The following is a 16,872-nucleotide window of genomic DNA, read 5'->3' on the forward strand; positions in this document are numbered from 1 at the left end:
AGGGCTCAGGCGGGGTTGTCGCCGTGGGTGAGGGTCTCCCAGGCGACGAAGAGGTTGTTGCTGCCGGCGGGGCGGCCGCGCAGGGTCAGCGTCTCGGTGTTGGTCATGGCGTGCCCGAGGCGGTGGGCGAGGGCGTTGTGGCCGACCTCGGTGATCGGCCCGAGTCCGGGCTTGAGCGAGCCGCCGCACAGCCAGCCGGGGGCGGCGGTGCCGAGCTCGTACCTGGCGTGGAAGCCGAGGCCGTGCCGCAGTCGCTCTCCCACGTCCGTGCCGTAGAGGTCCTGGCCCTGGATCCGGCTGGTCTCGGCGACGTGCGAGATGGCCGAGAGGCCGTAGCCGGTGTGCGTGAAGTCGCGGCAGGTCTCCTGGCTGAGCCCGTTGACGAAGGTCGTCTGCCCCTGCCAGTACTTGACGACCTTGTCCCGGGTGTCCAGGTTCTGGCTGGGCACGGTCTTCGGCAGCGCGCCGTCGGACTCCAGGTAGACATAGGCGGCCGTACGGGTGCGGAACTTCGCCATGGCCTTGTCGTACGACGTCTTGTCCTCCAGGAAGACGGAGATGCCGACGGCGGCCTCCATCATCGACAGCTCCCAGTTCCCGTTGGAGTTGGAACCGTTGATGATCTCCGGCAGGTAGACGGTGCGGAGCATGGTGGCGAAGCGGCCGGAGTTGGCCCAGGTGCCGGTGTACGTGTACTTGATGATCTCGGCGGCCTTGGGCCAGGAGGAGCCGGCCCAGCCGGTCTGCAGGGGCGCGTTGCTGTTGGTGTGGTCGCGGAGCACGGCGGACCAGGCGTCCATCAGCTCGATGGCCTTGCGCGCGTGCCGTTCGTCGCGGGTGAAGTACCAGGCCAGGGCGTGAGTGTACGCGGCGATCGCGTCCTCGCGTTCGTCGGTGCAGCCGTAGTTGGGGTTGGAGTACGAGCCGCACTCGACGATCGCCCGGGGCTTGGGCGTGCGGTTCAGGTCGGCGTACCTGCTCGCCATCATCTGGTCGAAGGCGCCCTTCCAGGGCTGGGCGCCTGCGGTGACCTTGGACCGGGCGAAGTCCAACTGGCCCTTGGAGACGGTGACTCCGGGGTGCACGAAGGTGGTGGGGGCGCTGGGGGCGGCGCCGGCGGGCCAGGCGAGGACACCGGCGACGAGGGCGGCCGCGGCCGTGAGGAGAGCGGTTCTGCGCATGTGTGGGGGGCCTTCCGTTCTCGTATGTGAACGTGAAGCGCCTTTATGAACGGGCGCGTGGTCGGAGACGGTAGGTACAGACCAATCCGCCGTCAAGGTTCCGCGCACGAGAAAGGGCCGCACCCCTGCCGGGATGCGGCCCTGCGGTACTTCGTGGGTCAGCGGACCTCGGTGATCTCCGGTCCGCGCTGGAGCTGGCCCATTCCACCCGCGAAACGGGAGCCCTCCTCCTGCTGCACACCCTCGGGGACCATCTGGGCGTCGTTCGGCAGCTTCAGGACGATCGGGTCGCGGGGCGCCATCGGGCCCTCGCCGCGGACCACGACGGTGTCCCGGAAGATCTGCTCCAGCAGCCCGGCGGCCTGCGGCTGCACCGCGCCCTGGCCCGAGATGACCCCGCGCAGGAACCAGCGGGGGCCGTCCACGCCGACGAACCGCACGACCTGGAAGCCGCCGGTGCCGTCCGGCAGCTGGACGGGGACCTGGGCCCGCAGCTCCCAGCCCAGCGGACCCTCGACCTCGTCGACGATGCCGCCCTGCTGGGTGATGCCGGTGCCGATCTCCTCGCGCACCTCGCCCCAGATGCCCTCGCGCTTGGGAGCGGCGAAGGCCTGCAGCTGGATGGCGCTGTCGCGCAGCACGACCGTCGCGGCGACGATCGCGTCGCCCGCGACCTCGACCCTGAGCTCCATGCCGTCGACGCCCGGCACGAAGATGCCTCCCAGGTCGACGCGGCCCTCGGCCGGGTCGCGCACCTCGGTGCTGTCCCAGGGTCCGTCGGGGCGCGGCGCCGGTTCGAGCCTCAGGCGCCCGCCCTCTTCGTCCGCCTCAGTGTCGACACCGTCGACGACCTGCTCGGCCTCGCCGGCCGCGTCCTCGGCGGCATCCCTCTTCTTGCGACGTCCGAACACGTCACTGTCCTTCCCGGTCGGATACGACCGAAGCGTATCGATTCCCACCCGCCTGGCCGCCCAGGGCGGCCTGACCGCTTGTGCCGCTCGTCCCGTCCACCGCCGCGTGGCCTCCGGTGGACCCGAAGCCCCCCTCGGCCCGCACGGAGCCGGGAAGCTCCGCCACCTCCTGGAAGCGGACCCTCTCGACCTGCTGGACGACCAGTTGGGCGATCCGGTCGAAGCGCTCGAACCGCACGGCCTCGCGCGGGTCGAGATTCACCACGATCACCTTGATCTCCCCACGGTACCCGGCATCAACCGTCCCCGGGGCATTCACCAGGGCGACGCCGCAGCGCGCGGCCAGGCCGGATCGCGGGTGCACGAAGGCCGCGTACCCCTCGGGCAGCGCCACAGACACCCCCGTGGGCAGCACGGCCCGTTCGCCGGGCGCCAGTTCGCACGCCTCGGTGGTGCGCAGATCGGCTCCGGCGTCCCCGGGATGCGCGTACGACGGGAGCGGTACGTCCGGGTCGACGCGCCGGATCAGCACGTCCACGGGCCGGCGGCTCACGGGTTGACCTCGAAGGCACGCGCGCGCCGGACCTGGTCCGGGTCCTCCATGGCCGCCTGGATCTCCTCCTTGCGGCCGTGGTCGACGAAGTGGTCGACCTTCACCTCGATGAAGAGCGCGTCCGCGCGCACCGCGACGGGGCCCTCGGGGCCGCCGACCCGGCCGGTCGCGGACGAGTAGATCTTCCGCCCGGCCACCGCCGTCACCTCCGCCTCCAGGTGCAGCGTGGTGCCGACCGGCACCGGCCGTACGAAGTCGGTCTCCAGCCGTCCGGTCACGGCGATCGTGCGCAGCAGCCAGTTCAGCGAGCCGAGGGTCTCGTCCAGGGCGCTGGCGAGCACACCGCCGTGCGCGAGACCCGGCGCCCCCTGGTGGGCGGGCTGCACGGTGAACTCGGCGGTGAGGGAGACGCCCTCGCCGGCCCGGGCCTCCAGGTGCAGCCCGTGCGGCTGGTCCCCGCCACAGCCGAAACACTGGCCGTAGTGCGCGCCGAGGAGTTCTCCCGGTGCCGGGGCATCGGGATGACGTACGGGCGGCACGGCGTCGGCCGGGGGCTGAAGAGCTGCGGAAGTACCACTCACAGGCGCAGACCTTACCCGCGCGTCGGCCCCTTACGGACACCGTGCCAAGCTTGGCTCCATGCAGCTCTCCGCCGCCCCCTACGAAGAACGCCTCACCGCCCCGCGGACCTGGTGGCTGATCTCGTTCCTCGTGGGCGTCTCCATGGCCCTGGTCCTGCTCCCGTTCGGCACGCTGCCGATGCTCGGCGGCCTGGCCGGGGGCACCGCGGTCGCGGCCGTCGCCGCGAGTTCGTACGGCTCGGTCCGCATCCGTGTCGTCGGCGACGCCCTGATCGCCGGGGAGGCGCGGATCCCGCTGGCGGCACTGGGCGAGGCGGAGGTGCTGGACGCGGAGGAGGCCCGCGCCTGGCGCACGCACAAGGCGGACCCGCGCGCCTTCCTCCTGCTGCGCGCCTACATCCCCACGGCCCTGCGCGTGGAGGTCACGGACCCGCAGGACCCGACGCCGTACCTGTACCTGTCGACGCGCGAGCCGGAGCGGCTGGCGCAGGCGCTGCGCGCGGCGAAGGCGCAGTAGCACAGCCGCGCGGGGCTTCACCCGGGACACGGGACGCGGAACCCGGGACGCGGGAGGCGGTCCCCAGCCGGGAGGCGGTCCCCAGCCGGGAGGCGGTCCCCAGCCGGGAGGCGGACCGGCGGGTCTCAGTGCCCGCCGGGGCCCCGGCCCTCGCCGCCCTCGTCCTCGCCGCCGGGGCGGTCGTCGTGGTGGCCCATGGGGTCGTGGGTGATCTCGCCCATCTCCAGGGCGTCCTGCGGCTGCTCCAGGGCGGGCAGCGCCTCCAGGGCGTCCCAGGGCACCTGGATCCTGCGCAGGTCCCGGCGGATGCGGTCGGCGAGCTTTCTCGTCTCGCTGCGGTTCATGGCCGCGCCCACGACGGCGCCCACCAGGAACGGCATCAGATTGGGCATGTTGCGGACCATCCGCTTCATGATCCGCTGGCGCAGTTCGCGCTTCATGCGGCTGTTCACCGCCGTGCTGAAGGTCGACGGCTGCGTGGCGTCGATGCCGCGCTCCCCCGACCAGGAGTCGAGGTAGGCGGTGCTGCGCTGCTTGAGGTTGCCGGGCGGCCGCACCCCGTAGACCTCGTGGAGTTCGGCGATCAGCTTCAGCTCGATCGCGGCGACACCGGTGACCTCCGCGGCCAGTTCGGTGGGCATCGCCGGCGGCACGGGCAGCATGGCCGCCGCACCGACGCCGGCTCCGACCGTCGCCGTCGCCCTCGTCGCGCCCGCGACGAGCCGGTCGGCGAGCTCCTCGGGCCCCAGACCGGGGAACTGTCTGCGGAGCGTCGCCAGGTCCCGCACGGGGACCCGCGGGGCCAGGTCGATGATCCGGTCGGCGAGATAGGCGAGGCCCGCGCGGGCCTTCTCGCCGCCCTTGCGCATGCTCTGCCCGGCCCGCTCCCGGATCGCCCCCGCCCGCCGTCGGGCGACGGGTGCGGGGACGTCCACGGAGGCCGGGCGGTCACCCCGGTCCGCTGCCGGTTCGAGCGAGGCCGCCCCCGTATCGGTGGAGCCTCGCTCGTCGTCACGCGCGCCGTGCTGCGGGCCGATACCGATCGGCCCTTCGTCCGCCTTCCGCTTGGAGAAGCGGCGCTTCCAGGGAGGGGTCGAGCCAGTCACGGCCGACCCGCCCTCAGTCGCAGTCGCGGCAGATCGGCTGACCGTTCTTCTCCCGGGCCAGCTGGCTGCGGTGGTGCACCAGGAAGCAGCTCATGCACGTGAACTCGTCCTGCTGCTTCGGGAGCACCCGGACGGCCAGCTCCTCGTTCGAGAGGTCGGCTCCGGGCAGTTCGAGGCCTTCTGCGGCCTCGAACTCGTCGACGTCCACGGCGGAGGCCGACTTGTCGTTCCTCCGGGCCTTCAGTTCTTCAAGACTGTCCGAGTCGACGTCGTCGTCGGTCTTGCGTGGAGTGTCGTAATCGGTTGCCATGTCGCTCTCCCCCTCTGGGTGTCTGCGGTGTCTCCAGCGCACGTAACGCGTGAGAGGCCGGACTTGTGCCCGACCTGAGGCGGAGATTTTGCCTCACATCAAGGTCTGTTACTCAATCGACACCCAACCGGACTCCTCACGAGTGATCGGCTTGGATGGCGATGGGGACCGTACACGGTCCGAATGCCGCACTACAAAGGCGTCTCACCGTGTACTTCCCGTGATCAAGACCCTCGAAAACCGGGATTTTCCCGGCTTTCCGACAGGGTGCATGATCACGGAGAGTAGATGGCCGGAAAGGCGTCCCTGTGATCGATCGCACACGAGGCTGCTACGGCGAACCTTGCGAAATTACGCGCAAAGCGAACATCCCCGGGTGTCGCCGAGTTGATCGGCGCCATGATCTCAGATGGGCAGCGTGACTCGCATCACGAGCCCTCCTCCCTCGCGCGGCTGTGCGTAGATGTGCCCGCCGTGCGCCCGGGCCACGGACCGGACGATGGACAGACCGAGTCCGACGCCCTTGTCACTGCCCGTGCGCTCGGTGCGCAGCCGCCGGAACGGCTCGAAGAGGTTGTCGATCTCGTACGCCGGCACCACCGGACCCGTGTTGGACACCACCAGGACCGCCTGGCCGTGCTGGACGTCGGTGGTGACCTCGACCCAGCCGCCCTCGGGCACGTTGTAGCGCACGGCGTTCTGCAGCAGGTTGAGCGCGATCCGCTCCAGCAGCACGCCGTTGCCCTGGACGACCGCGGGCTTCTGCTCGCCGCGGATGGTCACGCCCTTGCTCTCGGCCTCGCCGTGCACCTGGTCGATGGCCTGCCCGGCGACCTCGGCCAGGTCCACCGGGCCCCGCTCGACGATCTGGTTGTCGCTGCGGGCGAGCAGCAGCAGACCCTCCACGAGCTGCTCGCTGCGTTCGTTGGTGGCCAGCAGCGTCTTGCCCAGCTGCTGGAGCTCCACCGGGGCGCCCGGGTCCGACAGGTGCACCTCCAGCAGGGTGCGGTTGATCGCCAGGGGCGTCCTCAGCTCGTGCGAGGCGTTGCCGACGAAGCGCTGCTGGGCGGTGAAGGCCCGCTGGAGCCGCTCCAGCATGTCGTCGAAGGTGTCCGCCAGCTCCTTCAGCTCGTCGTCCGGGCCGTCCAGCTCGATCCGGCGGGAGAGGTCCGAGCCCGCCACCGCGCGGGCGGTGCGGGTGATCCGGCCCAGCGGCGACAGGACGCGCCCGGCCATGGCGTAGCCGAAGGCGAAGGCGATGACCGCGAGGCCCAGCAGCGCCAGCAGCGAGCGGCTGAGCAGGTTGTCCAGGGCGTTCTGGCGCTGCTCGTTGACGCAGTGGTTCATGGCGTTGTTGAACTCGCTGGGCGAGGCCTGGTCGGGCAGGTTGCAGATGTCGCTGGTGACCTTGCCCTCGACGATCTTGAACGGCAGGTCGCTGCCCACGTTCAGTGCCTGCGCCGCCAGCAGGTAGATGATCGACAGCAGCAGGATGCCGGCGATCAGGAACATGCCGCCGTACAGCAGCGTGAGCCGTATGCGGATGGTCGGGCGCAGCCACGGGAAGGGCGGTACGGGCCGTCTCGGGTCCCACGTGGGCTTCGGGGGCGCCTGCGGAGGCGCGGGGGTGGCTGCCACGGGGGATCAGATCCGGTAGCCGGAGCCGGGGACGGTGACGATGACGGGCGGCTCGCCGAGCTTGCGGCGCAGGGTCATGACCGTCACGCGCACGACGTTGGTGAAGGGGTCGGTGTTCTCGTCCCAGGCCTTCTCCAGCAGCTGCTCGGCCGAGACCACGGCGCCCTCGCTGCGCATCAGCACTTCCAGGACGGCGAACTCCTTCGGCGCGAGCTGGACCTCCTTGCCGTCGCGGAAGACCTCGCGGCGGTTGGGGTCGAGCTTGATGCCGGCGCGCTCCAGCACCGGGGGCAGGGGCACGCTGGTGCGTCGGCCGAGGGCGCGCACGCGGGCGATGAGCTCGCTGAACGCGAACGGCTTGGGCAGGTAGTCGTCCGCGCCGATCTCCAGGCCTTCCACGCGGTCGCTGACGTCGCCGGAGGCCGTGAGCATGAGCACGCGCGTGGGCATGCCCAGTTCGACGATCTTGCGGCAGACGTCGTCACCGTGCACGAGCGGGAGGTCGCGGTCGAGGACGACCACGTCGTAGTCGTTGACGCCGATGCGCTCCAGGGCGGCCGCACCGTCGTAGACGACGTCGACCGCCATGGCCTCCCGGCGCAGTCCGGTGGCCACCGCATCGGCGAGCAGTTGCTCGTCCTCGACGACGAGTACGCGCACGTCCCTTGTCCTTCCTGATGTCCACCCGCGCAGCGCGCTTCGGGCGCACGCGGGCAGGGGTCTTCGACCGTGTCGGTGTGTTGCCTCCATCCTGCCCTTTTCGGCCATAAGTCCGAGGTAAGGCGGGTGCGGGAGCCCGCCGCCCGCGGGGAATAGGAGATTTTCTCCCGCGGTTAGGTTTCCACGGAAGGGAGCTTGGGGAGGACGGCTTTACATCCCACGATCACCCTCTGCAGGTACCGCACCACCATGCGGTGCGCACCATCCGCTTTTCCGCAGGGCGGGCGTGGGTGTCCGGCACCGTCGCCGCCCAGCCGAGCGGCGCCGGGCATCCGCAGGAGACGTGATCGTCCCTTCCGAACGGCACACCCCTGTGCCATCGACCCACGACCCAGGACGAGGGGGCGCAGCATGGACGCATTCACCGCAGGACTTCTGCAGCGCATAAGGGCGACCGAGTCCGATCTGTCCCGGGCTCGCGACGAGGGCGACGAGTTCCTCGTCGAGGTGGAGCAGGGTGAGCTCGACGACCTGCGCCGTCTCGCCGCCGAGCACGGTGTGGAGGTCAGCGCGACGAGCGTCTGATCAGGCCTGCGGAGCGGGCCCCGGCGAATCCAGCGCCGGGGCCCGCTCCGTCGTTTTCGCGGCGGTGGGCACACCGCGTCCGGCGTGCCGCCGGCCGGCCTCAGTCGTGCCAGGCGCCGAAGTCCTCCAGGAGGCGCTGGAGGGGCTCGAAGACGCCCGGGGTACCGGCGACCGTCAGGTCGCCCGAGGGGCGCTCCCCGGGGCGTCCACCGGTCAGCGCGCCCGCCTCCCGGGCGATCAGGTCGCCCGCCGCGAGGTCCCAGGCGTGCAGGCCGCGCTCGTAGTAGCCGTCGAGGCGCCCCGCGGCCAGGTCGCACAGGTCGACCGCGGCCGAGCCGCCGCGCCGGATGTCACGCAGCAGCGGGATCAGCCGCCGGGCGACGTCGGCCTGGTGGGCGCGGACCTCGGCGACGTAGTTGAAGCCCGTGGAGACCAGGGCCTGGTCCAGGGGCGGTGCCGGGCGGCAGGCCAGCCTGCGCTCGCCGTCCCAGGCGCCGGTGGCCCAGGCGCCGTGGCCGCGCACCGCGTGGAAGGTCTCGCCGCGCATCGGGGCCGTGACCACGCCGACGACGGTCTCGCCGTCCTGTTCGGCGGCGATGGAGACGGACCAGGTGGGCAGCCCGTAGAGGTAGTTGACCGTGCCGTCGAGCGGGTCGATCACCCAGCGGACGCCACTGGTGCCCTCGGTGGAGGCGCCCTCCTCACCGAGGATGCCGTCGTCCGGGCGGTGCTCGGCGATCAGGCCGGTGATCAGCTTCTCGGCCGCGATGTCCATCTCCGTGACGACATCGATGGGGCTGGACTTGGTCGCGGCGACCGCGAGGTCGGCCGGGCGGCCGTCCCGCAGCAGCGCACCGGCGCGGCGGGCGGCCTCCTGGGCGAGAGCGAGCAGGTCGGTGTGCAGGGGGTCGGTCACGGGGTTCCTCACGCGTAGGGGCTGTCGGCGCCCGCGGCGGCGGGCCGGGGGGCGCGGGCCGGGCAGCAGCCGACGGGACACACATCGTGGCTCGCGCCGAGCGCGCCCAGGGCGCACGGCCGGATCTCCTGCCCGCGTTCGGCGGCGGCACGCTCCAGCACGAGCTCGCGCACGGCGGCGGCGAACCGCGCGTCGTCCCCGACGGTGGCCGAGCGGCGCATCGGCAGTCCCAGCTCCTCGGCCTTGGCCCGGGCCTCGGTGTCGAGGTCGTACAGGACCTCCATGTGGTCGGAGACGAAACCGATCGGCGCGATCACCACCGCCGGCACACCGGCCGCGTGCCGCTCGGCGAGGTGGTCGCAGATGTCCGGCTCCAGCCACGGGATGTGCGGCGCGCCGGAGCGCGACTGGTAGACCAGCTGCCAGGGGTGGTCGATGCCGGTGCGCTCCCGGACCGCCTCGGCGATCAGCTTCGCCACGTCCAGGTGCTGCCGCACGTACGCCCCGCCGTCCCCGTGCTCCTGTACCGGCCCGGAGGTGTCGGCGGCGGCCGTCGGGATCGAATGTGTCGAGAACGCCAGATGCGCCCCGTCGCGCACGTCCGCGGGCAGCTCCTCCAGGGCACGGATCACCCCGTCGACCATGGGCTCCACGAAGCCGGGGTGGTTGAAGTAGTGCCGCAGCTTGTCGATCCTCGGCAGCTCCAGGCCCTCGCTTTGCAGGGCGGCCAGCGCGTCGGCGAGGTTCTCGCGGTACTGCCGGCAGCCCGAGTAGGAGGCGTAGGCGCTGGTGGCCAGGACCAGGACGCGGCGGCGCCCGTCGCGGACCATCTCGCGCAGCGTGTCGGTGAGGTACGGCGCCCAGTTGCGGTTGCCCCAGTAGACGGGCAGGTCCAGGCCGTGCTCGGCGAAGTCCTTGCGCAGTACCTCCAGCAGGGCGCGGTTCTGGTCGTTGATCGGGCTGACCCCGCCGAACAGGAAGTAGTGCTGCCCCACCTCCTTGAGGCGCTCCTTGGGGATGCCGCGTCCGCGCGTCACGTTCTCCAGGAACGGGACCACGTCGTCCGGGCCTTCCGGGCCGCCGAAGGAGAGCAGGAGAAGGGCGTCGTAGGGGGTGACATCGCGCGCGTCAGGCATGGCTCCGATCCTGCCACCCTGCACCGACAGCCGGGAACCGGCGGGGGCTCCCGCGCGGCGCCCTCGGGGTCCGTCACGGAACGGGTCGAACAGGTGCGCCAGAGACATCCGGAGCCGTAAGCTGTGTCGACTGCGTTCGCAGCTTACTGAGCCTTTTCGGAGACCTCGTTGCCCAGCCCTTACCGCGCCCTGTTCGCCGCACCCGGCACCAAGGGCTTCACCGCCGCGGGCCTCCTCGGCCGGATGCCGCTGTCGATGATGGGCATCGGCGTGGTGACGATGGTCTCCCAGCTCACCGGGCGGTACGGCCTGGCCGGTGCGCTGTCGGCGACGATCGCGCTGGCCGCGGCGGTGGCCGGACCGCAGGTCTCGCGGCTGGTGGACCAGTACGGGCAGCGGCGGGTGCTGCGCCCGGCGACGCTGGTCTCGCTCGCGGCGGCGGCCCTCCTGCTGCTCGCCGCGCACTACCGGTGGCCGGACTGGGTCCTGTACGTGGCCTGCGTCGGCATCGGCTGCGTGCCGAGCGTGGGCGCGATGATCAGGGCCCGCTGGGCCACGCTGTACCGGGGCACGCCGCAGCTGCACACCGCGTACTCCTTCGAGTCCGTGGTGGACGAGGTGTGCTTCATCTTCGGGCCGATCATCTCCATCGGCCTGTCCACGGCCTGGTTCCCCGAGGCCGGTCCACTGCTCGCCGCCTGCTTCCTCGCGGTGGGTGTCTTCTGGCTGACCGCGCAGCGCGCCACCGAGCCCGAGCCGCATCCGCGCGAGCGCAAGGGCGGCGGCAGCCCACTGCGCGCGCCGGGGCTGCAGGTGCTGGTGGCCACCTTCGTCGCCACCGGCGCGATCTTCGGCGCCGTCGACGTGGTGACCGTGGCCTTCGCCGACGAGGAGGGGCACAAGGCGGCCGCGAGCATCGTCCTCGCGCTGTACGCGGCGGGTTCCTGTGTGGCGGGCATGGTCTTCGGGTTGATGCACTTCGCCGGGGCGCCGGAACGCCGGTGGTTGCTGGGCGTGTGCGCCATGGCCGTGAGTATGATCCCACTCCTACTGGTCGGAAACTTGCCGTTCCTGGCCGTGGCGCTGTTCGTTGCGGGTCTGTCCATCGCGCCGACGATGATCACGACGATGTCCCTCATCGAAGAGCACGTACCACGCGCGCAGCTCACCGAGGGCATGACCTGGGTGAGCACCGGGCTCGCGGTCGGGGTCGCGCTCGGCTCCTCCGCGGCCGGCTGGGTCATCGACGCCGCCGGGGCGCGCGCCGGGTACGGGGTTCCGGCGGTGTCCGGGGCCGTCGCGGTCGCGGTGGGTTTCCTCGGTTACCGCCGGCTCACGCGGCCGGCTCCGGGTCGGGGAGGCTCCGTTGAGCAGCACAGCGAACGGAAAGAACGGCACGTGGCGTAACTGGGGCGGCAACGTCTCGATGCGCCCCGCGCGGGAGGTCACCCCGGCGTCCGTCGACGAGCTGGCCGACGCCGTGCGTCGGGCCGCCGAGGACGGCCTGACGGTGAAGGCCGTCGGGGCGGGGCACTCCTTCACCTCCATAGCGGCGACGGACGGCGTGTTGATACGCCCTCAACTGTTGACCGGCATCCGCAGGGTGGACCGGGAGAACATGACGGTCACGGTGGAGGCAGGCACCCCGCTCAAGAGACTCAATGTCGCCCTGGCGCGCGAGGGCCTGTCGCTGACGAACATGGGCGACATCATGGAGCAGACCGTCTCCGGCGCCACCGGCACCGGCACGCACGGCACGGGCCGCGACTCCGGTTCGATCGCCGCCCAGATCAAGGGCCTGGAACTGGTCACGGCGGACGGCTCGGTCCTCACCTGCTCCGAGAAGGAGAACCCGGAGGTCTTCGCGGCCGCCCGCGTCGGCCTGGGCGCCCTGGGCGTCGTCACCGCCATCACCTTCGCCGTCGAGCCGCTCTTCCTGCTCACCGCGCGGGAGGAGCCGATGCCGTTCGAGCGGGTCCTCGCGGACTTCGAGGAACTCTGGGCCGAGAACGAGCACTTCGAGTTCTACTGGTTCCCGCACACCGGCAGTACCAACACCAAGCGCAACAACCGCAGCGCCGGCCCGGAGCAGCCCGTGCCGCAGCTCAAGGGCTGGATCGAGGACGAGTTCCTCTCCAACGGGGTCTTCCACGTGGCCAACTGGGTGGGCCGGGCGGTGCCCGCGACGATCCCCGCGATCGCCCGGATCTCCAGCAAGGCCCTGTCCGCGCGGACCTACACCGACATCCCTTACAAGGTCTTCACGTCCCCGCGCCGGGTGCGCTTCGTGGAGATGGAGTACGCCGTGCCGCGCGCGGCCGTCGTCGAGACGCTGCGCGAGCTGAGGAGGATGGTCGACCGCTCGGGCCTCAGGGTCAGCTTCCCCGTCGAGGTGCGCACCGCCCCGGCCGACGACATCACGCTCTCCACCGCCTCCGGCCGCGACAGCGCCTACATCGCGGTCCACATGTTCCGGGGCACGCCGTATCACCGCTACTTCACCGCGGCCGAGCGCATCTTCACCGCCCACGAGGGCCGTCCGCACTGGGGCAAGATCCACACCCGGGACGCGGAGTACTTCTCCCGGGTGTACCCCCGCTTCGGCGAGTTCACGGCGCTGCGGGACCGTCTGGATCCTGACCGGCGGTTCCGGAACGACTACTTGCGGAGGGTCCTGGGGGCGTAGGCGACGCGCTGGGGGTGGTGCGCCCCGGGTCCTCGCTCGCGCTGGTGCTCGGTGTCGGGGCCGGGGCGGGATCCGTCCCGCCGTCCGAGTCGGCGCCGGCACCGGCAGAAGTGGGGGCGGGCGAGGCGTCCGCGCCCGGCGAGGAACCGGTGGACGGAACCTCCGTGGCGCCCGTGTCACCTTCCGAACCCGCGTCGGAACCGCCGGAGGTGTCGGAGTCGCCGGAGGTCCCGGACGTCTGCGAACCCCCTGAGCCGGACGAGGAGTCGCCGCCGGAGAAGGCGTCACCGACGGTGGTGCTGCGTCCGCCGCCGATGGCGTGGCCGGACACCAGCTCGTAGGTGGTGATTCCGGCCATGGTGACGCCGAAGACGACGGCCGCCGCGAGCACCGGCCGCTTCCAGCCCCCGGCCCGGGCACGGTAGACGGTGCCCCTGCTGAACTCGCCCGGCTGCGGAGGGGGTTGTTCCGCCGGTACGGACGCAGATGCGGACGCCACGGCCGTCGCGCCGCGCAACTGCTCACCGGTCCGCTTGAAGAAGTGCCGGGGCGACTTGCGGCACGCTCAAGCCGAACCTCTTGAGGACGTGCGACCGAAACCCTTAGTTCCGATTCCGGCGATTACGTGAAGTTCCCCACGTTCAAGATCGCGTAACCGGGGCATGGGGCGGCCAAGTACCCCCTCTTGCCAGAAGTTGGGCGGCGTGCCAATCCACGCAGGTGGCCCGAATGGAGTACTGTTGCGAGCCCTGGGTCCGGTCTCCCGTCGGGGTGCACGGGGCCTTTAAGGACCGCCGGGAGGGGGCTAGTTGCACAGGGTGACAGGGTTCGTCACTTAGCGTTGCGAATAGGTAACCGTGCCATAACGGCGATCCAGGGCCCGCGCCCGACACGCCGGGCAACTCGGCAAGGTTGTGGCAGGCTGCACCCGGGCAGGCCACACTCGACTAGCGGAAGCAGCGACGCACGTGACGTCGGCAGGCACCACCCGGGAGGTCCCCATGCCCGAACTGCGTGTCGTGGCCGTCTCGAATGACGGCACACGGCTGGTGCTGAAGGCTGCGGACAGCACGGAGTACACGCTTCCGATCGACGAACGGCTCCGCGCCGCCGTGCGCGGCGACCGTCCTCGCCTCGGCCAGATCGAGATCGAGGTGGAGAGCCATCTCCGCCCCCGCGACATCCAGGCGCGTATACGTGCCGGCGCGACCGCGGAAGAGGTCGCGCAGATGGCCGGCATCCCCGTCGACCGGGTCCGCCGCTTCGAGGGCCCGGTGCTCGCCGAGCGGGCGTTCATGGCCGAGCGGGCCCGCAAGACCCCGGTCCGCCGTCCCGGTGAGAACTCCGGTCCGCCGCTGGGCGAGGCCGTGCAGGAGCGGTTGCTGCTGCGCGGGGCCGACAAGGACACCGTCCAGTGGGACTCGTGGCGTCGTGACGACGGCACGTGGGAAGTCATGCTGGTCTACCGCGTCGCGGGCGAGCCGCACTCGGCGAGCTGGACGTACGACCCGCCCCGGCGGCTCGTCCAGGCCGTGGACGACGAGGCCCGCTCGCTGATCGGCGAGTCCGACGACCTGGCCGCGCCCGAGCCCAGCTTCCCGTTCGTGCCGCGCATCGCCCGGCTGCCCCGCGACCGGCCGCTGGACCGTACCGGCGACCGCGAGCGGCCCAGCCTGCCCGCGCAGGCCGCGGAACCCGACGAGGAGACCCTGGCCATCACGGCCTCCAGCGAACGGGACTCGCTGACCAGCCTGCTGGAGGCGGTGCCGAGCTTCCGCGGCGACCTCGTGGTGCCGGAGCGGCCCGCGCCGGAACCCGACGAGGAGCCCGTCGTCGAACCCGAGGAGGAGGAGCCCCCGGCTCCCGCCGCCTCGGCCGGTTCCGCCTACGCGGACGTCCTCATGCCGCGCTCCGTCGGCAGCCACCGCGACCGGCTCATCGGCGCGACCGACCGCCAGGCGGAGGCCGACGGCGTCCGTCCCGGACGCAGAGCCGCCGTGCCGAGCTGGGACGAGATCGTGTTCGGGACACGGCGCAAGAAGCAGGAGTAGCCGGGGCCACCGTCGTACGTGTGAGGCACGTGAGTACGCGTGAGGCACGTGAGTACGCGTGAGGCACGTGAGTACGCGTGAGGGCCGCGCCTTGCCGGGCGCGGCCCTCACGCGCGTCCGGTCACTGCGGGTCGGGACCCACCGCGACCGGACGCTCCGGGTCCGAGGACCACTCCGACCAGGAGCCCACGTACAGCTCCGCCGGGATGCCCGCGACCGCGAGCGCCAGTACCTGGTGCGCCGCCGACACGCCCGACCCGCAGTACACGCCGACCCGTGAACCCTCCGACACGCCGAACCTTTTGAAGCGGTCCCGGAGTTCCTCGGCGGGGAGGAAGCAGCCGTCCGCCCCCACGTTCTCCGTCGTGGGAGCCGACACCGCTCCCGGGATGTGCCCGGCCACCGGATCGATCGGCTCCACCTCGCCCCGGTACCGCTCCCCCGCCCGCGCGTCCAGCAGCACCCCGGACCGCGCCAGCGCCGCCGCGGCGTCCGCGTCGAGCAGCCCCAGTCCCCCCGGCTCGGGGGTGAAGTCACCCTCCTCCGGAGCCGGCACGGTCTTCTCCAGCGGCCCCTCCCAGGCCGGCAACCCGCCGTCGAGGACCCGCACGTCCGGGTGACCCGTCCAGCGCAGCAGCCACCACGCCCGGGCCGCCGCCCAGCCCTGCCCACCGTCGTAGACGACCACCGGCGTCCGCGACGACACGCCCGCCCGGCGCATCGCCGCACCGAAGCGCGTGAGGTCGGGCAGCGGATGCCGGCCACCCGCACCCGGAGCGGAGGCCAACTCCCGGTCCAGGTCGACGAATACGGCCCCCGGCAGATGTCCGGCCTCGTACGCGGCCCGGCCGTCGTAGGGGGGTTCACCGGACGCCTTGGCCGCGGTGAGCTGCCAGCGGACGTCGAGCAGGACCGGCGGGTGGGGGCCCGTCAGCTCGCTCGCGAGGTCGGATGCGGAGAGGATCGCGTTCATGCTCCCCATCCTCGCGCACCGGGTGGCCGAGCCGCCGCCGTCCGGCTACTCTGCTCCGCCGAACCGGGTCGATCACGCGGCGTACGGGAACAGGCACGTGCTGTACAGCTGAACGACACCTCCCGACAAGCGCGCCGCAAGGGACAGGGCCCCGCACATCGGGCATTCTCCCGACAAGGATCGTCCCGCAGGGCGAGCCCCACGAGGGCTGCGGAGAACACGGCCACAGCGAGGCCGAGAAGAGAGTGACGATGACCGACGCACCGGGGTCCACCGGCCCGAACGGCGCAACACCCCCTCGGTACACGCCCGGCACGCCCTGCTGGGTGAGCCTGATGGTGCACGGGCTGGCCGCGACCGAGGAGTTCTACGCAGCGCTGTTCGGATGGGAGTTCCGGCCCGGCCCCCGGCAACTCGGCCCGTACGCGCGGGCCCTGCTCGACGGCCGTGAGGTGGCCGGCATCGGGCAACTGCCGCCGGACCGGCACCTGCCGATCGCGTGGACCCCCTACTTCGCCTCGCGGAACGCCGATCTGACGGCCGAGACGGTGCGCAGCTGCGGCGGCACGATCGGCGTCGGCCCGCTGGACGCCGCCGACGCCGGCCGGATGGCGATCGGCTCCGACCCGTCCGGCGCGGTCTTCGGCGTCTGGCAGGCGGCCGCGCACCTCGGCACGGCCGTCGCGGACGTCCCCGGCACACCCGCCTGGAACGAGTTGCTCACCTTCGAGTCGGCGACCGTCGCCAAGTTCTACCGGACGGTGTTCGGCTACGAGGAGGAGCCGGTGGTCTCCGCCGACTTCGACTACGTGACCCTCCACCTCGACGGCCGGCCCGTCGCAGGCGTCCACGGCATGGGGCAGTCGCTGCCGCGCGACCGGGGTCCGCACTGGGTCACGTACTTCCAGGTCGACGACGTGGCGGACGCCCTGGACCATCTCGTCCACCTGGGCGGGAGCGTCCTGAAGCCGGTGCGGGACACCCCGCACGGGCGTGTGGCGGCGGTGGCGGATCCGGAGGGAGCCCGGTTCGCGCTGCTGCAGCGGACCGGCTGACGGACGGCGGGGT

The 16,872-nt window shown here is 71.8% G+C and carries 18 protein-coding genes; 7 read left to right on the forward strand and 11 right to left on the reverse strand.

What is annotated here, in order from left to right; genetic code table 11:
- Positions 1-5 precede the first annotated feature (5 nt).
- From ACPXCS_RS09125 to ACPXCS_RS09140, 4 genes are all read right to left on the reverse strand, one after another.
- Positions 6-1,181 carry an alginate lyase family protein gene (locus tag ACPXCS_RS09125; protein ID WP_425944858.1) on the reverse strand — a complete coding sequence of 392 codons (1,176 nt, stop codon included), beginning with the start codon at positions 1,179-1,181 and terminating at the stop codon, positions 6-8.
- Between the two features lie 158 nt (positions 1,182-1,339).
- Entirely contained in the window at positions 1,340-2,092 is a 753-nt protein-coding gene (locus ACPXCS_RS09130; RefSeq protein WP_425944859.1) for a DUF3710 domain-containing protein, read from the reverse strand.
- Between the two features lies 1 nt (position 2,093).
- The gene (gene dut, locus ACPXCS_RS09135; RefSeq protein WP_425944860.1) at positions 2,094-2,645 is read right to left on the reverse strand and encodes a dUTP diphosphatase; all 552 of its coding nucleotides are present in this window, start codon (positions 2,643-2,645) and stop codon (positions 2,094-2,096) included.
- Complete coding sequence (locus tag ACPXCS_RS09140; RefSeq protein ID WP_425944861.1) at positions 2,642-3,226, reverse strand: PaaI family thioesterase; 585 nt, start codon at positions 3,224-3,226, stop codon at positions 2,642-2,644. The genes dut and ACPXCS_RS09140 overlap by 4 nt, the downstream gene beginning before the upstream one ends.
- Before the next feature lie 58 nt (positions 3,227-3,284).
- Here ACPXCS_RS09140 and ACPXCS_RS09145 point away from each other — a divergent pair, with 58 nt between their 5' ends.
- Positions 3,285-3,743 (forward strand): DUF3093 domain-containing protein, encoded by a 459-nt coding sequence (locus ACPXCS_RS09145; protein WP_425944862.1) that lies wholly within the window; start codon positions 3,285-3,287, stop codon positions 3,741-3,743.
- 125 nt (positions 3,744-3,868) lie between these two features.
- Here the strand turns inward: ACPXCS_RS09145 and ACPXCS_RS09150 are convergent, their stop codons facing one another.
- The 4 genes from ACPXCS_RS09150 to ACPXCS_RS09165 all read right to left on the reverse strand — a co-directional run bounded on the left by ACPXCS_RS09150 (position 3,869) and on the right by ACPXCS_RS09165 (position 7,457).
- Positions 3,869-4,849: a hypothetical protein gene (locus ACPXCS_RS09150; protein ID WP_425944863.1), complete on the reverse strand. Its 981-nt coding sequence runs from the start codon at positions 4,847-4,849 to the stop codon at positions 3,869-3,871.
- A gap of 13 nt (positions 4,850-4,862) precedes the next feature.
- Positions 4,863-5,159, reverse strand: coding sequence for a DUF4193 domain-containing protein (locus ACPXCS_RS09155; RefSeq protein WP_003993510.1), 297 nt, complete (start codon positions 5,157-5,159; stop codon positions 4,863-4,865).
- 405 nt (positions 5,160-5,564) lie between these two features.
- Entirely contained in the window at positions 5,565-6,797 is a 1,233-nt protein-coding gene (locus tag ACPXCS_RS09160) for a sensor histidine kinase (protein WP_425944864.1), read from the reverse strand.
- A 6-nt stretch (positions 6,798-6,803) separates the two neighbouring features.
- Positions 6,804-7,457, reverse strand: coding sequence for a response regulator transcription factor (locus tag ACPXCS_RS09165; RefSeq protein ID WP_003993508.1), 654 nt, complete (start codon positions 7,455-7,457; stop codon positions 6,804-6,806).
- 411 nt (positions 7,458-7,868) lie between these two features.
- On the opposite strand from ACPXCS_RS09165, the gene ACPXCS_RS09170 reads away from it, so the two are divergent.
- Positions 7,869-8,042, forward strand: a complete 174-nt coding sequence (locus tag ACPXCS_RS09170) for a hypothetical protein (protein ID WP_184989363.1) — start codon at positions 7,869-7,871, stop codon at positions 8,040-8,042.
- Between the two features lie 100 nt (positions 8,043-8,142).
- Here the strand turns inward: ACPXCS_RS09170 and ACPXCS_RS09175 are convergent, their stop codons facing one another.
- Together ACPXCS_RS09175 and ACPXCS_RS09180 are read right to left on the reverse strand one after the other, a co-directional pair.
- Complete coding sequence (locus ACPXCS_RS09175) at positions 8,143-8,958, reverse strand: inositol monophosphatase family protein (protein ID WP_425944865.1); 816 nt, start codon at positions 8,956-8,958, stop codon at positions 8,143-8,145.
- 8 nt (positions 8,959-8,966) lie between these two features.
- Positions 8,967-10,094 (reverse strand): ferrochelatase, encoded by a 1,128-nt coding sequence (locus tag ACPXCS_RS09180; RefSeq protein ID WP_425944866.1) that lies wholly within the window; start codon positions 10,092-10,094, stop codon positions 8,967-8,969.
- Positions 10,095-10,262: 168 nt separating this feature from the next.
- Between ACPXCS_RS09180 and ACPXCS_RS09185 the strand changes: the two genes are divergently transcribed.
- The 4 genes from ACPXCS_RS09185 (at position 10,263) to sepH (ending at position 14,831) form a co-directional block, all read left to right on the forward strand.
- Positions 10,263-11,501: an MFS transporter gene (locus ACPXCS_RS09185; RefSeq protein WP_425944867.1), complete on the forward strand. Its 1,239-nt coding sequence runs from the start codon at positions 10,263-10,265 to the stop codon at positions 11,499-11,501.
- A gap of 19 nt (positions 11,502-11,520) precedes the next feature.
- Complete coding sequence (locus ACPXCS_RS09190; protein ID WP_425944973.1) at positions 11,521-12,780, forward strand: D-arabinono-1,4-lactone oxidase; 1,260 nt, start codon at positions 11,521-11,523, stop codon at positions 12,778-12,780.
- A gap of 173 nt (positions 12,781-12,953) precedes the next feature.
- Complete coding sequence (locus tag ACPXCS_RS09195; protein WP_425944868.1) at positions 12,954-13,121, forward strand: hypothetical protein; 168 nt, start codon at positions 12,954-12,956, stop codon at positions 13,119-13,121.
- Positions 13,122-13,781: 660 nt separating this feature from the next.
- On the forward strand, positions 13,782-14,831 hold the full coding sequence (sepH, locus tag ACPXCS_RS09200; RefSeq protein ID WP_425944869.1) for a septation protein SepH: 1,050 nt from the start codon (positions 13,782-13,784) through the stop codon (positions 14,829-14,831).
- A 121-nt stretch (positions 14,832-14,952) separates the two neighbouring features.
- On the opposite strand, the gene ACPXCS_RS09205 is transcribed toward sepH, so the two are convergent.
- Entirely contained in the window at positions 14,953-15,804 is an 852-nt protein-coding gene (locus ACPXCS_RS09205; RefSeq protein WP_425944870.1) for a sulfurtransferase, read from the reverse strand.
- Positions 15,805-16,055: 251 nt separating this feature from the next.
- Here ACPXCS_RS09205 and ACPXCS_RS09210 point away from each other — a divergent pair, with 251 nt between their 5' ends.
- Positions 16,056-16,859 carry a VOC family protein gene (locus tag ACPXCS_RS09210; RefSeq protein WP_425944871.1) on the forward strand — a complete coding sequence of 268 codons (804 nt, stop codon included), beginning with the start codon at positions 16,056-16,058 and terminating at the stop codon, positions 16,857-16,859.
- Positions 16,860-16,872 lie beyond the last annotated feature (13 nt).

Source organism: Streptomyces sp. DT190, from assembly GCF_049846985.1.
Taxonomy (GTDB): domain Bacteria; phylum Actinomycetota; class Actinomycetes; order Streptomycetales; family Streptomycetaceae; genus Streptomyces.